Below are 15,850 nucleotides of genomic sequence, written 5' to 3' on the forward strand. Positions count from 1 at the left end.
GGGTCTCAGTGCCGGGTCTGCCCGCTTTCCGCGAAGGGCGGACCGCTGACCGGCTGACTCGCGAGATCGTCCGCCTCGGTCCATTCGATCGCTTCGGGCTGGCGAACCAGCGCATGCGCCAGCACTTCGTCGACGTGGCTGACCGGAATGATCTCGACCCCGTCGGTGATCCGGTCCGGGATTTCGGCAAGATCCTTCACGTTGTCTTCCGGGATCAGCACGATCGGGATGCCGCCGCGGCGCGCCGCCAGCAGCTTTTCCTTGAGCCCGCCGATCGGCAGCACCCGGCCACGCAGCGTGACTTCGCCGGTCATCGCGACATCGGGCCGTACGGCAATGCCGGTCAGCGTCGACACGATCGAGGTGACCATCCCCACGCCCGCGCTCGGCCCGTCCTTGGGCACCGCCCCTTCGGGCAGGTGGATGTGGATGTTCTTGCGGCGAAAGATCGAAGGGCGGATGCCATACGCGGGTGCCCGTGCCTTGACGAAGCTGAAGGCAGCGGCGACGCTTTCGTTCATCACCTCGCCCAGCTTGCCGGTCGTCTTGGCTTCGCCGCGACCCGGCGTGGTGACGCTTTCGATGGTCAGCAGTTCGCCGCCTACCTCGGTCCACGCGAGCCCGGTGACCGCACCGATCTGCGCTTCCTTTTCGCCCATGCCGTGCTTGTATTTGCGCACCCCGGCAAACTCGCCGAGGTTCTCCGGCGTGATCTCGACCGTCCCGACCTTCTTTTCGAGAATCTTGCGCAGCGATTTGCGCGCCAGGCGAGCGATCTCGCGTTCGAGCGTCCGCACCCCCGCCTCGCGGGTGTAGTAGCGGATCAGGTCGCGCAGCGCGTCCTCGGTCAGCGAAAACTCACCCTCTTCCAGGCCGTGATCGGCGATCTGTTTGGGCAAGAGGTGTTTGGTCGCGATCTCGACCTTCTCGTCCTCGGTATAGCCTTCGAGCCGGATGATCTCCATCCGGTCGAGCAGCGGCTGCGGCAGGTCGAGCGTGTTGGCGGTGCACACGAACATAATGTCCGACAGGTCGAAATCGACCTCCAGATAGTGATCCTGGAAACGCGCGTTCTGTTCGGGATCGAGCACTTCGAGCAGAGCCGACGCCGGATCGCCGCGAAAATCCTGGCCCAGCTTGTCGATCTCGTCGAGCAGGAACAGCGGGTTGGCGGTGCCTGCCTTGGTCAGGTTCTTGACGATCTTGCCGGGCAGCGATCCGATATAGGTACGGCGGTGGCCGCGGATCTCGGCCTCGTCGCGCACCCCGCCCAGCGACTGGCGCACGAATTCGCGCCCCGTCGCGCGGGCGATCGACTTGCCAAGGCTCGTCTTGCCGACGCCCGGAGGGCCGACGAGGCACAGGATCGGCCCCTTCAGCTTGTTGGTGCGCGCCTGCACGGCGAGATATTCGACGATGCGATCCTTGACCTTCTCCAGCCCGTAGTGATCGTCGTCGAGGATCGTCTGTGCTTCCTCGATGTCGCGATTGAGCTCGCTCTTCTCGCCCCACGGCAGGTCGAGCAGCACGTCGAGATAGTTGCGGATCACCGTCGCCTCGGCGCTCATCGGCTGCATAGAGCGCAGTTTCTTGAGCTCGCTTTCCGCCTTGGCGCGCGCCTCGTCCGACAGCGCGAGCTTTTCGATCTTTTCCTGCAGTTCGGCGAGTTCGTCGCCATCGCCGCCATCGCCCGAACCGCCCAGCTCGCTCTGGATCGCCTTCAGCTGTTCGTTGAGGTAATATTCGCGCTGGGTCTTCTCCATCTGCCGCTTCACGCGGCCACGGATGCGGCGCTCGACCTGCAATACCGACAGCTCGCCTTCCATGAAGTTGAGCAGCATCTCCAGCCGCTTGCGCGGATCGGGCTCGGTCAGCAGCGCCTGCTTGTCGGCCACCTTGATCGACAGCGCAGCGGCGACCGCGTCGGCCAGCGCGCCTGCGTCGTCGACCTCGGACAGTTCCTCAGCAGCGCCTTCGTTCTTCTTGGAAAGATTGGTGTATTCGGCGAACTGCTCGACCACCGAACGCATCAGGGCAACGACCTCGTTTCCGGAAACCGTCGCCTGCTCGATCGGATTCACTTCGGCGACCGTATATTCGCCCTCGTCGTGCAGCGCGGTCAGATGCGCGCGCGAATTACCTTCGACGAGCACACGCACGGTGCCGTCGGGCATCTCGAGCATCTGAAGGACCTGCGCCGAGACGCCGATATCGTAGAGATCGGACCCCTCCGGATCCTCGCACGAAGGGTCCAGCTGGGCGAGCAGGAACACATCCTTGTTGCCTTCCATCGCGGCTTCAAGCGCGGCGACGGACCGTTCACGGCCAACGAAGATCGGCACAACCATGCCGGGGAAGACGACGATGTCGCGAAGGGGCAGCAGAGGAAAGCGTTGGGTCATATATATCTTTTAGCGCACGGATTGGTCGCGCGCCCGTCCTTGTCCAAGAATATGGGTCGGACCCCGCGGACGCGCAATGGCAGCGTACGGGGAGCTGTGGATGCGCCTTGCATGCCGGGCGGGCAAGGCGCCTCGCCGCGCCACAGCGCTTTCCTACACCAGGGCGTGCCGGTAACCTGCGCCCGGCTCCTTCTCATTGTCGCTCGACATACCGAAAGACGCGGCGTCTTGCGGCCCGCTGTCAAAAAAAATGCGCCCGAATTGCGCGATCTGTCACCCCGGCCAAGGCAACCTGTTGCGAAATAAGAGAAATTCCCGGGAGCACAGTGGGTGACACCAGGGTGACACGTGTCACCCTGGTCACCACGAGGCGTTATGAAAGAGCGGCTCCGCGTTCCTTCGCGGTTACGCGGGGTTCGGTGCCGTCACCCCATGCCCGGCAGGTTGAAACCCGGCGGCAGGCCCATGCCCGACTGGATCTTCTGCATTTCTTCGCCCGATACACGGTCTGCCTTGCCACGCGCATCGTTGAACGCGGCGGCGACCAGATCTTCGAGCATCTGCTTTTCTTCGGGCTTCATCAGGCTGTCGTCGATGGCGACGCCCAGCATTCGCCCGCGCGCGGTGCAGCGGACTTTCACAAGACCGCCGCCGGCGGTGCCTTCTACCTCGATCGAATCGAGCTTTGCCTGCGTATCGCCCATCTGGTTCTGAATCGTCTCGGCGGCCTTCTGCGCGGCGGCCATCATTTCTTCCATCGACTTCATGCGTGCTTGCTCCATTGGCGAGAATTGTCGGCGGTGCCCTGCTCTTTCTCGTCGAGCAGTTCCGCCTGGGGGAAGGCCGCGCGCGCGGCCTGCATCAGGGGGTGGTTTTCCATCGCATCGCGCACCGCAGCGGCCTGCGCCTGCTCGGCCTCGGCCATGCTTGGCGGAGCTGCGGGATCGGACACTTCGGTCAGCACCCAGGTGCGTCCGGTCGCCTTGGCGAGCGCGGCGCGCAACTCAGCCTCGATACGGTCGGTAAACTGCGGTGCGCGCGCGAATGTGATCGCGCCATCTTCGCAGGAAATTACTCGCAGCTGCAATCGCATGATGCTTGCGGCGATATATTCGCCCGCATCCTCGACCTTCGTCACGAGGGACGAAATATCCGTTCCCGATCCTGTCCCGGCTGAACGAGCGGCACTCGGCGCGTCCGACGTTGCGGGCGACGGGGCGCGCTCCGCATTGTCGCCCGAAACGGCGGGAATACCCTTGGCCAGTTCCTCCATCCGCTTCACCAGCGTCCCCGGATCGGGGGCATCGGCGGCGTGGATCAACCGCAGGAGCGCCATCTGGGTGCTGACCAGCGGATCGGGCGCGGTCTTGACCTCGTCATAGCCCTTCAGCAGCAGCTGCCACAGCCGATGAAGCTGCCCGGGGGAAAGCCGTTCCGCCCAGTCCGAAAGCTGCCCCCGCTCTTCCTCGCCCAGCAGATCGGGCATCGTGCCGCCGACCTGCATCACGGTAATGCGATGGACGATCTCCATCAGCGAGCGGATCAGCGCGAGCGGTTCGACGCCGAGCGCATACTGATCGGCCACCGCATCGAGCATCGCCCTCGGCTCACCTTCGAGGATCGCGCCAAGCAGACGGCGCTGCGCACCGGCATCGGCGAGGCCCAGCATATCGCGCACCCGCGCCGATGTGACCTTGTTGTCCTCATCCAGATCGGCATGGGCGATCGCCTGATCGAGGATGGAGAGCCCGTCGCGGACCGACCCTTCCGCCGCAGCGGCCACCAGGTTGAGCGCCTCCGGCTCGGCCTCGACGCCTTCCTCCTGGCACACCCAGGCGAAATGCTCGGCCAGCCTGTCGGTCGGGATACGACGCAGGTCGAAACGCTGGGTCCGGCTGAGCACGGTGACCGGCAGCTTGTCGACCTCGGTTGTCGCGAAGAGGAACTTCACGTGCGCAGGCGGTTCCTCAAGTGTCTTGAGCAAGGCGTTGAAAGCATTGCGCGACAGCATGTGAACTTCGTCGATGATATAGATCTTGTAGCGCGCGCTGACCGCCGCGTAGCGCACCGCCTCGATAATTTCGCGGACATCGTCGACGCCGGTGTGGCTGGCGGCGTCCATCTCGATCACGTCGATATGCCGCCCCTCGGCGATCGCCCGACACGGCTCGCACACCCCGCACGGATCGATCGTCGGCCCGCCCTCGCCATCCGGCCCGATGCAGTTCAGCGCCTTGGCGATCAGCCGCGCGGTCGAGGTCTTCCCCACCCCGCGCACGCCGGTCATCAAAAAGGCATGCGCCAGCCGGTCGCGCTTGATCGCGTTGGCCAGCGTCTGGACCATCGGTTCCTGCCCGATCAGCTGGCTGAAGGTCTGCGGGCGGTATTTGCGCGCGAGCACGCGATAGGGCTGCGCCGGATCGGCGGGTGCAGGAGCGGCCACCGGCGCGTCCGCAGCAGGTGCCGCAAGCGGTTCCTCGGCGGCGTTGCCGAACATCGAGTTCTGCCCCGCGGCTTCCAGCTCGGCGGCGGTGGGGGCTTCGGTTTCGCTATCGGGCAGATCGGAATCAGACATCAGGCATTCAATCTAGGCGCGCCTTGCAGCTTTGTCGAAGCTTGACTTGTAGGTTTTAAAAAGCAACTGATATCGCTTCAGGAGGTAGAGTGATGGGTGTGATAACGGGCCGAAAGACCGCAGCGTTCTCAGGACCGCTGGTCGTTTTCGTAATCGGGATGCGGATCAACCATTTCCACAAGGTCGGCAAATGGCTGCCCGTCCTGAAGGCGATGCCCCCGATGCTGGAGGAATTGGCGAAGGACCCTGACAGCGGCTATCTCGGCAGCGAGAACATGCTCGCCGGCCTGCGACAAGTGTGCCTGCTGCAATACTGGCGCGATTTCGACAGTCTCGAAGCCTATGCCCGTTCGCGCGACCGGCAGCACTGGCCCGCCTGGGTCGCGTTCAACAAGGCGGTCGGCAGCGACGGGACCGTGGGCATCTTTCACGAGACCTATGCGATCGATGCGGGTCGTTACGAAACGATCTACGGCAACATGCCCCATTGGGGGCTCGGCAAGGTCGCAGGGCTGACCGACGCCACCGGCTCGCGCAACGAAGCACGCTCACGCATGAAGGCATCGGTATAACAGGAAAAGGAGCCGAGCGACCCGCCGCAATTCACCTGGGCTGCTTCCTTCCGGACCTGACCCGGTGAGCGAACGCAAACGTCCACCCGACTCCCGGAGCGCCACATGGCGAACTCGGCTCAGGATTTCAAGCGCCGCTTTTGCGGATCCATTCGGCAACCGCACGCGCCGCATCGGCGAGCGCCGCATCCGCATCGGCACTGGCGCCTGTCGGACGGTCGAGAAATGCCGCCAGCACGTAGTGCGAACCGGCAGGCGTTTCGAACACCGCGATGTCGTTGAATTCGGGCTGCCCATCCCCGCCGCAGGTTCCGGTCTTGTCGCCCGCGTTCCAACCGTCCGGCAATCCGGCACGCAGACGCGCCATGCCCGTGGATGTCTCCTCCAGCCAGCCATGCAGGATGCCGCGGTCGGTTGCGGAGAGCCGGTCGCCCCACAGCAGATTACCGACCAGTTCGGCCTTCGCATCGGGCGTGGTCGTGTCGCGCGGATCGCCCGGCGCATTCTCGTTCAAGGCGGGCTCGTTCCGGTCGAGCCGCGTCACCCGGTCGCCAGCATCGCGCAGCCATGCGGTGAACGCGTCCGGCCCGCCGAGCCGGGCGAGCAGCAGATTGGCCGCCGTATTGTCGCTCAGCGTAACCGCGTGGTGGGCAGCTTCCATGCCAGTCATCCAGCCAATGTGCGCGCGCTCCTTCGCATAGGGCGCGTAGGAGAGGATATCGCCCGCCGCGAAATCGAGCCGTTCCTCACGCACACCTGGCGTCTCAAGTGCCATCGCCGCAAGCGCAAGCTTGAAGGTGGAGCACATGGCGAAGCGCTCCGCCCCGCGATGGGCGAAAACGAGGCCTTCGTCCTGCGAGAACAGGGCCAGCCCCAGCCGTCCGCCGGAAGCGGTTTCGAGAGCGTCGATCTGCGTGGCGAGCTGCTCGGTCGAAACCTCGGCCGGCTGGGATGGCGTCGAATGCCCCGCGCAGCCGGCGGTCGCCAGCGCAATCGCCCCGAGGAAGGCTTTCACGATCCGCTCAGCGGAAATTGTCGGCGTAGGCCTGCAGCTTGAGAGTCTTGGGCGGGGTCGCGTGAACGCGCGCGACGATGCCGTATTTCTCGGCATAGGCTTTCGCCTCGTCCTTGCTCGGGAAGGTCAGGATGACCTGCGCCTGCGTATCGCCGCTGCCGGTCCAGCCCATCAGCGGGTCGGGCCGCCGCGCTTCGGATTGCTCGAATTCGAGCACCCACTCATCGGTCCGCGCCTTGCCGGACTGCATCGCATTCTTGGGTCGCTGGTAGATTCTGGCTGCCATGGCGATCTCCCTAATTCAGCCTTGCCCGCGTGAAAAGGCATTCTTCGTCTTGAGGCTCGCGACTTCGGTCCACGGCTCGTCGGGCCAGCGGTGCTTGGGGTAGCGGCCCTTCATGTCCTTGCGAACATCGGCCCAGCTTCCGCGCCAGAACACGGGCAGATCGCGCGTCGCCTGCACCGGGCGGCCTGCGGGGCTGGTCAGTTTGAGCAGCAAGGGCACGCCCTGTCCCTTGGGCCCGATCATCGGATGCCGGTCGAGCCCGTAGAGCGCCTGCACCCGCACCTCGACCGCCGGTGCGTCCTGCCCCTCGTAATCGATCGCGTGGTGCGTGCCTGCGGGCGAGACGAATTCGCGCGGCGCCGCCTCGTCGAGCCGCTGGCGCTCGTTCCAGTCGAGCTGGCCGAGCACTGCGTCGACCAGCTTGCCCTTGCTCACGGCGAGATCGCGACGGCCTGCCAGAAGCGGCGCGAGCCATAGCTCGGCGGTTTCACGCAGAGCATCGGTGGAAAGGCCCGCAATCCCGGCGAAACGGCCGCGGGCGAGCAATGTCGCGGGCAGCAGTTCCCCCAGCTTGTCCAGAGCCTTGTCCACAAGCAGCGCCTGCACCGCATCCATGTCTGGCTCAGGGTCGGGCCCCTTGGAAAGCACCAGCGCACCCAGCCGCTCCTCGCGCCGCGCCTCGACCCGTTCTCCGGTCCAGCGCAGCGTCCGATGGAGCGCAATCCGCTCGGGCAGCCACTGTCGCAGGTTTGCTTCGTCGAGCGCGGCGGCGGCGGTGATGCGTGCCCCCTGCGCCGAGCCCTGCGCATCGCCGATCACGCAATATTCGGCGCGCGCCACCGAGGATGTCGGATCGAGCCGGTAGCCGCGCCCGTTCGCCGCCAGCCAGTCCTCCCCCGAAGCATCGCGCCGCTTCGCCACGAAACCGGGGCGGCCTGCGGCGAGGATGATGGCGAGCGGCACAGATTCTCCTCCCCCTTGAGGGGGAGGTTGGGTGGGGGTGTTCGACGAGCCGGCAGAGGGCATACCCCCCACCCCCGGCCCCTCCCCCAAGGGGAGGGGAGCAAGAAGGCTCGACGCCGCAACCGCCCACCGCCCCGCCAGTTTCCGGCTCGCCTCAGCCCGCCCGCCCCGCTCACCATTCCAGCGCGAGAGGCGCGCGTCGAGATCCTCACCGCGACCGCCCAGCCCGCGCTCCTGCAACAGCAGCACCGCCCGCGCGGCACGCTCGCCGCAGCCATGACGCGCACCGAACAGCACCATCGCCGCGCCCGCGGGGTCAAGCGGCAACTGCGCCATCGCCTCGCCCTGCGGGGTGATCCGCCCCTCCCCATCGAGCGCGCCCAGCGCCCGCAATTCCTCGCGCGCGGTCGCCAGAGAGGCGGCGGGCGGCGGGTCGAGCCAGCGCAGGTTGGCAGGCTCGCTCTCGCCCCACTTCGCCAGCGTCAGCACCAGCGGCGCGAGATCGCTGGTGGCGATCTCGGGCGGTTCGAATGCGGGGCGGCCCGCGTGCGCGGCCTCGGCCCACAGGCGATAAGCCACACCCGGAGCCTGCCGCGCCGCACGCCCGGCCCGCTGCGTGGCGGAGGCCTGTGAGGCCTGCACGGTCACCAGCCGGTTGCCCCCCGCTGCGCGGTCGTATTCCGCCCGGCGCGAAAGGCCGCCGTCGACCACCACGGTCACGCCGTCCAAGGTCAGCGAGGTTTCCGCAATCGCGGTCGCGAGCACGATCCGGCGGCGGCCATCGGCATCGCGGCGGATCGCGGTGCGCTGGCCGACGGCATCGACCTGCCCGTGCAGCGGCAGGATCACCGCGCCGCGCAAGCGATCCTCCAGTCGTTCGCGCACCCGCTCGATCTCTCGCACGCCGGGCAGGAAGGCGAGGATATCGCCATCCTCCGCGCGCCACGCCTGCGCCACCGCGTCGGCCATCGCATCCTCGAAACGCTGCGTGCCGCTCGCCCCCAGCCACTCGATCCGCAAGGAATGGCTGCGCCCCGCGCTCTCGATCACGGGAGCCTGGCCCATCAGCCCGGCAAAGCGCTCTCCGTCGAGCGTGGCGGACATCACCAGCAGCCGCAGATCCTCGCGCAGTATGCCTTGCGTCTCCAGCGCCAGCGCGAGGCCGAAATCGCTGTCGAGGTGCCGCTCATGCGCCTCGTCGAACAGCACGGCGGAAACGCCCGGCAGTTCGGGATCGGCAACGATCCGGTTCAAGAAAATCGCCTCGGTCAGGACAGTTACGCGCGTCTTCGCAGAGCGTTTCGAGTCTAGCCGGGTGAGGTAGCCGATGGTCTCGCCCGGTTTCTCCCCCAGCATCTCCGCCATCTGCTCGGCAGCGGCGCGTGCGGCGACGCGGCGGGGCGAGAGCAGCAGGATCTCGCCGGTGCACCAGTCCTCGCCCAGCAGCGCGGGTGCGACCGCGGTGGTCTTGCCCGCCCCCGGCGGCGCGACCAGCACCGCGTTGGGCCCGTCACGCAACGCGGCCCTCAGCTGCGGCAATACGGCGTGGATGGGGAGACTGGAATCGTGCGGCATTGCTCCGCCTCTAACCTAAGCCGTCACCCCTGCGAAGGCAGGGGCCAGGATTAGGTGTCGCCGGGCATCGCGTTACCTCTGACCCAGTCCGTCACCCCTGCGCAGGCAGGGGTCCAGATTACCGATCGATTGGCATTTCATTGCCAACCCAAGAACTCGCCCACCAGTTTCGACCCAAGCGCGACCAACATTCGCCGGATAGGCCCCTGCCTTCGCAGGGGCGACGGTGTATTGAGTAGCCTCACCCCTCCCAGCCGAACACATCCTCCACCCCGACGCCGAACAGGCGCGCGATCCGGAAGGCGGTTTCAAGGCTGGGGGAATAGCGACCCTGTTCGATCGCGATGATCGTGTGGCGCGTCACCCCCACCGCCTCGCCCAGCGCGGCCTGGCTCATCCTGTCATGCTCCTCGCGCAGCTCGCGCACGCGGTTGGTGATCGGCGGGCGCTTACCCATTGGCCCACCCCATCAGACGCCTCCCATCAGATCGGCCTGCGCAGCAGGACGATCTGGAACGCATATTCCGCCAACTGCGCGACGATCAGCGCGCCGATGATGTAGTGGAACAGCATCGCGCCCTCGGGCGCCGCCACGTAGGCGGCACAGGCGGCAACCGCCAGCACGCCCATCACCATACCCGACCAGTGCCCCGCCCGGTCGATGACGATCTTCTCCCGCTCGTCCGCTGGGGCGCTGGCTTCCTTGGGCGAGGCGATGGCGAGCCCGACCTGCGCGACGACCGAGAATACGATCACCGCCAGCACATAGGGAATGAGCGGCCCGATCACCGGTGCCTGCGGCGGCGCCTCCGCGACCAGCTGGGCATAGAACACCCCCGTGGCGAGCATGATCGCCCCCATCACCCACGCGGATTTTTCCTTGAACGACATGCTGCAAATCCTCCTATGTAGAACATTTTCTACATAGGAGGATTTGGTGCGGATGTCGAACATTTTCGACATCGGCTCCAAGCAAGCAGCTCAGCCACGACTCCCGAATCTCGGAAGGGGGTGATATGGGAGGAAGATGGAAGTTGTTCGAGTTTCCGCTAAGCTAGCATGCACCAAGACCATGAATGACATGTTCGGGACTTGGACCAATCGGTTCATTGTTGGCGGTTTCTCACTTCTCTCCGCCGTGCTCACTTATGCATGGGCCATACACTCCCAACAGGAATCTCCGGAACAGGCCCTCCTCGTAATTCCGATAGGGGCGGCTGCAGCCACAGTGATCGCGCTCGTCGGTTTTGTTGTGAACTGTCTGTGCCGCATTCCCTACGAGGAATGGGCAATCGAGCTTTCGGCACGAAGACGTCTCGAGGCACAGCTTGATGCACCTATCGATTGGGTGCCCCTAGATGATGCCATTCGATACTTGGCGAATTATCCAGTCCCAAAAGCAAAGCTACATTTTGATCACAACCTACCAATCCGCATATCCAATGCACTTCGAGACGCTCTGCTTTGCGGAGATTTGCAGGCACGCGGCAGGAGGTTTGACACCCTACGAGGAGGAATCAAAAACCCGCCTCTGCACGGCTTAAAGCCGATCCCTCCCGAAGATTGGGATGGCATCCATATTGAAAGCTACTTCGTGCTAAATGGGCGGTTGCAACAGTCAGCCGCTGGCCGACACGCTAGCACTGTGAACACTGCCGATAACCAAGGCTACCACGCTATCATAGTGCGACGCGACCAATTGCAAGCTCTTTGGCCGGAAGCTGGGGCGATGCTCGAATGACCACAGCACCCGCTTCGACCGCCTTCTAACGGCCACGGTAGGCTGTAGCTCGAAAACGCTAATATAAACTCTTCAAGCATCGTCTTGGGACGATTCGAGCGACTAACTAGCCCCCTAAAACCCTCGCGCCACCGCAAAGTGCGCGGCTGCAACCATTGCCTCGCGGGCCTTGCCATCCGGAAAAATCGACAGCGCGTCCGCCGCGCGCTGGGCGAAGTGCTGGGCGCGGTCGCGGGTGGCGGTGACGCAGTCGTGGCGTTCGACCAGCGATACCGCGTGTGCGAGGTCTTCGTCCGAGGTCCGGTGGCCCAGGATCGCGGCCTCCCAGAACTTGCGCTCCTCGGCGTCGCCGCGCGCGTAGGCGAGGATCACGGGCAGCGTCATCTTGCCCTCGCGGAAATCGTCGCCCCGGTCCTTGCCCATTTCGGCGGCGTCGGACGAATAGTCGAGCGCGTCGTCGACCAGCTGGAACGCGATGCCGAGGTTGCGGCCGTAATCGTCGAGCGCCTGCTCTTCGGCGTCGCTGCATTCGGCGACCACCGCCGCAATGCGGCTCGCGGCGGCGAACAGCGCCGCGGTTTTCGAGCCGATAATGTCGAGATAGCGTTGTTCGCTGGTGCTGATCTTGCGCTGCGAGGTGAGCTGCGCGACCTCGCCCTCGGCAATGATCGCACTGGCGGAGCTGAGGATTTTCAGCACTTTCAGGCTGCCATCCTCGGTCATCAGCTCGAACGCGCGGCTGAACAGGAAATCGCCCACCAGCACGGTCGCCGGATTGCCGAAGATGATGTTCGCGGCAGCCTTGCCCCGGCGCATTTCGGAGCCGTCGACCACATCGTCGTGCAGCAGCGTGGCGGTGTGGATAAACTCGACCGAGGCCGCCAGCTTGTGGTGCCGCGTGCCGTTATAGCCGACCAGCTCCGCCCCCGCGAGCGTCAGCATCGGGCGCAGGCGCTTGCCCCCGCCCGAGATCAGGTGACCCGCAAGGCTGGGAATCAGCGGAATTTCGCTCTGCATCCGATCGAGGATCACGGCGTTGACCGCGTTCATTCCCGAAGCGGTGAGCGAAAGCATGGCGTCGATCGAGGCCGCAGGCCCGCCAGACGCTTTGGCGAAAGGAACGATCTCGGCGGTCATCGGAGCCTGCTTTGGCCAAGCGAGCGGAGCAATTCAAGCGTTTAACGGATACCCGGTGCTGCAAGTTCGGCACGTCGTGCCGTGCCACGGGTCATGCGCGGGGCAGCGAAAGGCGTACCAGCAGCCCGCCAAGATCCTCGCTCTCGGCCAGGTCGACCGATCCGCCGTAGATTTCCGCCACGTCGCGCACGATGGCGAGGCCCAGCCCGGTGCCCGGCTTGCCCGTATCGAGCCGCGCGCCGCGATCAAAGATTTCCACGCGCTTTTCCTCGGGGATGCCCATTCCATCGTCCTCGATCCACAGCACGCAGCGCTTGTCTTCCGGTTCGGCGTCGATCGTCACGAACACGCTGCCGCCGCCGTACTTTGCCGCATTTTCGATGAGGTTGCCGATGATCTCGTCGAGATCCTGCCGCTCGATCGAGACCTTGGCGTCCTTCGATCCGTCGATGTCGAAGCGGACGTCGGGATAGAGGCGTTCGACCGCGCGGCGCACGGCCTCGGCACTCTCGCGCACCGGCGTCTGCGCATGGCCGACCGCGCGGCGGCCCACGGCACGCGCGCGGGCGAGGTGGTGATCGACGTGCCGGCGCATCGTGCGCGCCTCGCGGATCACCGTATCGGCGAGGTCGGGCGCGTGCGCGGTCGCCGCATTGTTGACCACCGTGAGCGGGGTCTTGAGCGCATGCGCGAGATTGCCCGCATGCGTGCGCGCTTCTTCCGCCTGCCGCTCCGAATGTTCGAGCAGCATGTTCAGCTCCTGCACCAGTGGCTGCACTTCGAGCGGCAGCGGGTCTGTCACCCGGTTGCTGCCCGAGGTGCGGATGTGCTGGATCGCGGTGCGAATGCGGCGCAGGGGGCGCAGGCCCACGTAGCTTTGCAAGACCACCAGCACCATCAGGCCCAGCCCCAGGATCACGAAGCTGATGATGAGGATGCGGCGAATGCGATCGATCTGCCCGTCAATCTCGGTCCGCGATTGAGCGACCGCGAAGGTCCACACCGTGTCCCTGCCCGGAAGCGTGGTGTCGCGCTGGGCGATCCGTAGCGGTTCGCCGCGAAACTGCTCGCTATCGTAGAAGACCGGCTGGTCCTCTACCGAAGCGCGCAGCTTGAGCGCCTCGTCCCACAGCGATCGCGACGGCAGGACATCGGCGTCGTTCAGGTTGACCGGCTCGCCCGCCGGGCTGATCTGGTAATAGAGGCCCGAATTGGGCTCCATGAAGCGCTGGTCGCCCATCGGCCGGATCAGCCACACCTCGCCGCCCGGCTGGATCTCGGCCGATGCGATCAATGCGGTCAGGTTGTTGTTCAGCTGGGTGTCGAAGTTGTCCTGCACCAGGTTGGTCAGCGTCCGGTCCAGCGCCAACCCTCCGCCCAGCAAGAGCACGACGATCCAGATCGCGGAAATCGCGATCATGCGCCATGTCAGGCTGCCGGTATGCGGGGCGACGAAATCGCGTGGCGGTTCCCGATACGCCTCACCCGCCACCCGGTCGGGCGCACGCGGATCGCGCCTGCCGGACGGCTTGCCCGCGCCGGGCGACGCCTCGGGCGCGTCGTTACGCGCGGGGGGCGTCGGCGGGGTCGTCGAGGCTGTAGCCAAGGCCACGGATCGTTGTGATGACTTCCGCGCCCAGCTTCTTGCGGATGCGGGTTACGAAGACCTCGATCGTGTTCGAATCGCGGTCGAAATCCTGATCGTAGATATGCTCGATCAGTTCGGTGCGGCTGACCACCTTGCCCTTGTGGTGCATCAGGTAGCTCAGCAGCTTGTATTCCTGCGCCGTCAGCTTGACCGGGTCGCCGCCACGCGTGACACGGCCCGAACGGGTATCGAGCCGCACATCGCCGGCGGTCAGTTCGCTGCTGGTATTGCCAGAGGCACGGCGGATCAGCGCGCGCAGGCGGGCGATCAGCTCTTCGGTCTGGAACGGCTTGGCGAGATAATCGTCCGCGCCCGCATCGAGCCCGGCGACCTTGTCGGACCATGAGTCACGCGCGGTCAGCACCAGCACCGGGAATCTGCGGCCTTCCTTGCGCCACATGCCCAGCACGGTCAGCCCGTCGATCTCGGGCAGGCCGAGGTCGAGGATCACCGCGTCGTAATCTTCGGTCGAACCGAGATAGTGGCCGTCCTCGCCATCGGTCGACAGGTCGACCGCATAGCCGTTCTGTTCCAGCGTCGACTTGAGCTGCTGGCCGAGCGTCGGCTCGTCTTCCACGATCAGGATGCGCATCGGCGTCTGGTCCTTGTCACTTGCCAAGTATTCTAAACAAGGCCGCTCCTTGGAGCGAATGGCGCGTCATCGTCAACAACAGCTCCTGAAATTCCCGCCGATACTAGCGCGAACGCCTCAGCACGCGGCCGGTTCGCGCGTCTATATCGACGAAGGTAACCCGGCTGTTCCGCATGAACTTGAGGCGATAGGCCACCGCACTGGGATCATAGGCAGGGCCCAGATATTCGTAGCAATCGGCCTGTCGGCTCGAATTGGAGCAGACCGGCGCGCCAAGCGACTGGAACACGATCGCTTCGATCTGGCGCAAGGGCAGTGCCTTGCCCGCCTGCGTGTCGCGACGCGCGGCGTCCTGCGCCGAATTGCTCTGCGCAAGCGCCACGGACGGAGTGGCGATAAGAGTGCATCCCAGCACAAGCGAGGCGAGTATCCGTTTCATCGTGCAATCACACCTGGCACTTGACCATTGAATAGCCTCTGAATGCAAGGTGTTACCCAATGTTCATCTTCGCCTTGCGTTTGATGAACATTTGACATACTCACAACCTCGCCTCGCTCGCGTTGGCCGTGCTAGTTCACGGCCTCATAGGTCACGCTGACCGTCACCCCTGTTTCGACCATGCCGGGCTGAACTGGCGGCGCGCCTGCAGCCTGCGCGCGCACCCGAATGCTGTCGGCTGCATATTCGCGTACCGGACCGCTGACGCTTTCGGAAATCTGCAGAACGCGAACATTCGAATATCCAGCAACGCGCGCGTAATCCAATGCCATCGCCCGCGCACGCTCCATCGCGCGCCTGCGGGCTTCCGCCTTGGCGGCAGTGTCGTCGGCTACCGAGAAGCTGGGTCCGTTGATGTCGGTCGCACCGGCCTGCACCAGCGCGTCGAGCACCGCGCCGACTTCCTCGGTGTCACGCAAGGTGACGCTTACCTGGTTGGACGCCTGATATCCGCGGAACACCTGCCGCTGCGCCTGCTGGTCGTAATCGAAGCGCGCGCCCAGATTGATGCGCGTCGTCTGGATATCGCGCTCCGGGATGCCGAGCTTGCGGAGCCGGTCGATCACCTGCCGCATCTGGACAGAGTTCTGCGACAGCGCCTCTTGCGCGGTCATCGCCTCGTTGGTGACGCCGGCACTGATTTTGACCGTGTCGGGCTCCACCTCGACCTGCTCGTTAACCTGCAGTTCGATCACCGGCCCCGTTGCCTGAACCTGGATATCGGCGGCCAGGGCGGGACTTGTAGCCAGAACCGATGCCGCCAGCGCGGTCGGAATAAGGGCAGTGCGGATCATCGGTATTCTCCCAATAAGGGTGGGTTAAATCGGTAACCCGCAAGCCGCGCT

At 65.1% G+C, this 15,850-nt stretch carries 15 protein-coding genes and 1 other RNA gene; 2 read left to right on the forward strand and 14 right to left on the reverse strand.

All coding sequences use genetic code 11. The features are described 5' to 3' along the window. Positions 1 to 5 precede the first annotated feature (5 nt). From lon to AAG591_RS10955, 3 genes are all read right to left on the reverse strand, one after another. Positions 6 to 2,402 carry an endopeptidase La gene (lon, locus tag AAG591_RS10945; protein WP_342531320.1) on the reverse strand — a complete coding sequence of 799 codons (2,397 nt, stop codon included), beginning with the start codon at positions 2,400 to 2,402 and terminating at the stop codon, positions 6 to 8. Positions 2,403 to 2,827: 425 nt separating this feature from the next. Continuing rightward, positions 2,828 to 3,169 carry a YbaB/EbfC family nucleoid-associated protein gene (locus AAG591_RS10950; protein WP_342531321.1) on the reverse strand — a complete coding sequence of 114 codons (342 nt, stop codon included), beginning with the start codon at positions 3,167 to 3,169 and terminating at the stop codon, positions 2,828 to 2,830. After that, entirely contained in the window at positions 3,166 to 4,977 is a 1,812-nt protein-coding gene (locus tag AAG591_RS10955; protein WP_342531322.1) for a DNA polymerase III subunit gamma/tau, read from the reverse strand. The genes AAG591_RS10950 and AAG591_RS10955 overlap by 4 nt, the downstream gene beginning before the upstream one ends. Positions 4,978 to 5,069: 92 nt before the next feature. Here AAG591_RS10955 and AAG591_RS10960 point away from each other — a divergent pair, with 92 nt between their 5' ends. Then, positions 5,070 to 5,549, forward strand: coding sequence for a DUF4188 domain-containing protein (locus AAG591_RS10960; protein WP_342531323.1), 480 nt, complete (start codon positions 5,070 to 5,072; stop codon positions 5,547 to 5,549). Between the two features lie 2 nt (positions 5,550 to 5,551). On the opposite strand, the gene ffs is transcribed toward AAG591_RS10960, so the two are convergent. The 6 genes from ffs to AAG591_RS10990 all read right to left on the reverse strand — a co-directional run bounded on the left by ffs (position 5,552) and on the right by AAG591_RS10990 (position 10,279). Then, positions 5,552 to 5,646: signal recognition particle sRNA small type (gene ffs, locus AAG591_RS10965), an RNA gene on the reverse strand. 30 nt (positions 5,647 to 5,676) lie between these two features. Beyond that, positions 5,677 to 6,564 carry a class A beta-lactamase gene (bla, locus tag AAG591_RS10970; protein ID WP_342531324.1) on the reverse strand — a complete coding sequence of 296 codons (888 nt, stop codon included), beginning with the start codon at positions 6,562 to 6,564 and terminating at the stop codon, positions 5,677 to 5,679. A 7-nt stretch (positions 6,565 to 6,571) separates the two neighbouring features. Next, entirely contained in the window at positions 6,572 to 6,850 is a 279-nt protein-coding gene (locus tag AAG591_RS10975) for an ETC complex I subunit (protein WP_342531325.1), read from the reverse strand. Positions 6,851 to 6,865: 15 nt separating this feature from the next. Then, positions 6,866 to 9,388 carry an ATP-dependent helicase HrpB gene (gene hrpB, locus AAG591_RS10980; protein WP_342531326.1) on the reverse strand — a complete coding sequence of 841 codons (2,523 nt, stop codon included), beginning with the start codon at positions 9,386 to 9,388 and terminating at the stop codon, positions 6,866 to 6,868. Positions 9,389 to 9,629: 241 nt separating this feature from the next. Beyond that, positions 9,630 to 9,845, reverse strand: a complete 216-nt coding sequence (locus AAG591_RS10985; RefSeq protein ID WP_342531327.1) for a helix-turn-helix transcriptional regulator — start codon at positions 9,843 to 9,845, stop codon at positions 9,630 to 9,632. Between the two features lie 26 nt (positions 9,846 to 9,871). Continuing rightward, a complete protein-coding gene (locus AAG591_RS10990) occupies positions 9,872 to 10,279 on the reverse strand; it encodes a hypothetical protein (protein WP_342531328.1) in 408 nt (135 codons plus the stop codon). Between the two features lie 181 nt (positions 10,280 to 10,460). On the opposite strand from AAG591_RS10990, the gene AAG591_RS10995 reads away from it, so the two are divergent. Beyond that, positions 10,461 to 11,129 carry a hypothetical protein gene (locus AAG591_RS10995; RefSeq protein WP_342531329.1) on the forward strand — a complete coding sequence of 223 codons (669 nt, stop codon included), beginning with the start codon at positions 10,461 to 10,463 and terminating at the stop codon, positions 11,127 to 11,129. A 114-nt stretch (positions 11,130 to 11,243) separates the two neighbouring features. Here AAG591_RS10995 and AAG591_RS11000 read toward each other — a convergent pair whose 3' ends face one another. From AAG591_RS11000 to AAG591_RS11020, 5 genes are all read right to left on the reverse strand, one after another. Next, positions 11,244 to 12,266: a polyprenyl synthetase family protein gene (locus AAG591_RS11000; RefSeq protein ID WP_342531330.1), complete on the reverse strand. Its 1,023-nt coding sequence runs from the start codon at positions 12,264 to 12,266 to the stop codon at positions 11,244 to 11,246. A gap of 91 nt (positions 12,267 to 12,357) precedes the next feature. Continuing rightward, on the reverse strand, positions 12,358 to 13,878 hold the full coding sequence (locus AAG591_RS11005) for a sensor histidine kinase (protein WP_425341660.1): 1,521 nt from the start codon (positions 13,876 to 13,878) through the stop codon (positions 12,358 to 12,360). After that, on the reverse strand, positions 13,829 to 14,506 hold the full coding sequence (locus AAG591_RS11010) for a response regulator transcription factor (RefSeq protein WP_010239256.1): 678 nt from the start codon (positions 14,504 to 14,506) through the stop codon (positions 13,829 to 13,831). Before AAG591_RS11010 ends, AAG591_RS11005 begins: the two co-directional genes overlap by 50 nt. A 103-nt stretch (positions 14,507 to 14,609) precedes the next feature. Then, a complete protein-coding gene (locus AAG591_RS11015; RefSeq protein WP_342531331.1) occupies positions 14,610 to 14,945 on the reverse strand; it encodes a PepSY domain-containing protein in 336 nt (111 codons plus the stop codon). Between the two features lie 131 nt (positions 14,946 to 15,076). Further along, complete coding sequence (locus tag AAG591_RS11020; RefSeq protein ID WP_342531332.1) at positions 15,077 to 15,799, reverse strand: SIMPL domain-containing protein; 723 nt, start codon at positions 15,797 to 15,799, stop codon at positions 15,077 to 15,079. Positions 15,800 to 15,850 lie beyond the last annotated feature (51 nt).

Origin of the sequence: Citromicrobium bathyomarinum (genome assembly GCF_038594485.1) — a bacterium.
GTDB lineage: Bacteria > Pseudomonadota > Alphaproteobacteria > Sphingomonadales > Sphingomonadaceae > Alteriqipengyuania > Alteriqipengyuania bathyomarina_A.

Bases quoted from the DNA above. Each gene is read 5' to 3' on its own strand.
- lon (WP_342531320.1), bottom strand. From the start codon at position 2,402: ATGACCCAACGCTTTCCTCTGCTGCCCCTTCGCGACATCGTCGTCTTC.
- AAG591_RS11000 (WP_342531330.1), bottom strand. From the start codon at position 12,266: ATGACCGCCGAGATCGTTCCTTTCGCCAAAGCGTCTGGCGGGCCTGCG.
- AAG591_RS10985 (WP_342531327.1), bottom strand. From the start codon at position 9,845: ATGGGTAAGCGCCCGCCGATCACCAACCGCGTGCGCGAGCTGCGCGAG.
- AAG591_RS10990 (WP_342531328.1), bottom strand. From the start codon at position 10,279: ATGTCGTTCAAGGAAAAATCCGCGTGGGTGATGGGGGCGATCATGCTC.
- AAG591_RS10950 (WP_342531321.1), bottom strand. From the start codon at position 3,169: ATGAAGTCGATGGAAGAAATGATGGCCGCCGCGCAGAAGGCCGCCGAG.
- AAG591_RS10960 (WP_342531323.1), top strand. From the start codon at position 5,070: ATGGGTGTGATAACGGGCCGAAAGACCGCAGCGTTCTCAGGACCGCTG.
- AAG591_RS10995 (WP_342531329.1), top strand. From the start codon at position 10,461: ATGAATGACATGTTCGGGACTTGGACCAATCGGTTCATTGTTGGCGGT.
- AAG591_RS11010 (WP_010239256.1), bottom strand. From the start codon at position 14,506: ATGCGCATCCTGATCGTGGAAGACGAGCCGACGCTCGGCCAGCAGCTC.
- AAG591_RS10975 (WP_342531325.1), bottom strand. From the start codon at position 6,850: ATGGCAGCCAGAATCTACCAGCGACCCAAGAATGCGATGCAGTCCGGC.
- AAG591_RS10955 (WP_342531322.1), bottom strand. From the start codon at position 4,977: ATGTCTGATTCCGATCTGCCCGATAGCGAAACCGAAGCCCCCACCGCC.
- hrpB (WP_342531326.1), bottom strand. From the start codon at position 9,388: ATGCCGCACGATTCCAGTCTCCCCATCCACGCCGTATTGCCGCAGCTG.
- AAG591_RS11020 (WP_342531332.1), bottom strand. From the start codon at position 15,799: ATGATCCGCACTGCCCTTATTCCGACCGCGCTGGCGGCATCGGTTCTG.
- AAG591_RS11015 (WP_342531331.1), bottom strand. From the start codon at position 14,945: ATGAAACGGATACTCGCCTCGCTTGTGCTGGGATGCACTCTTATCGCC.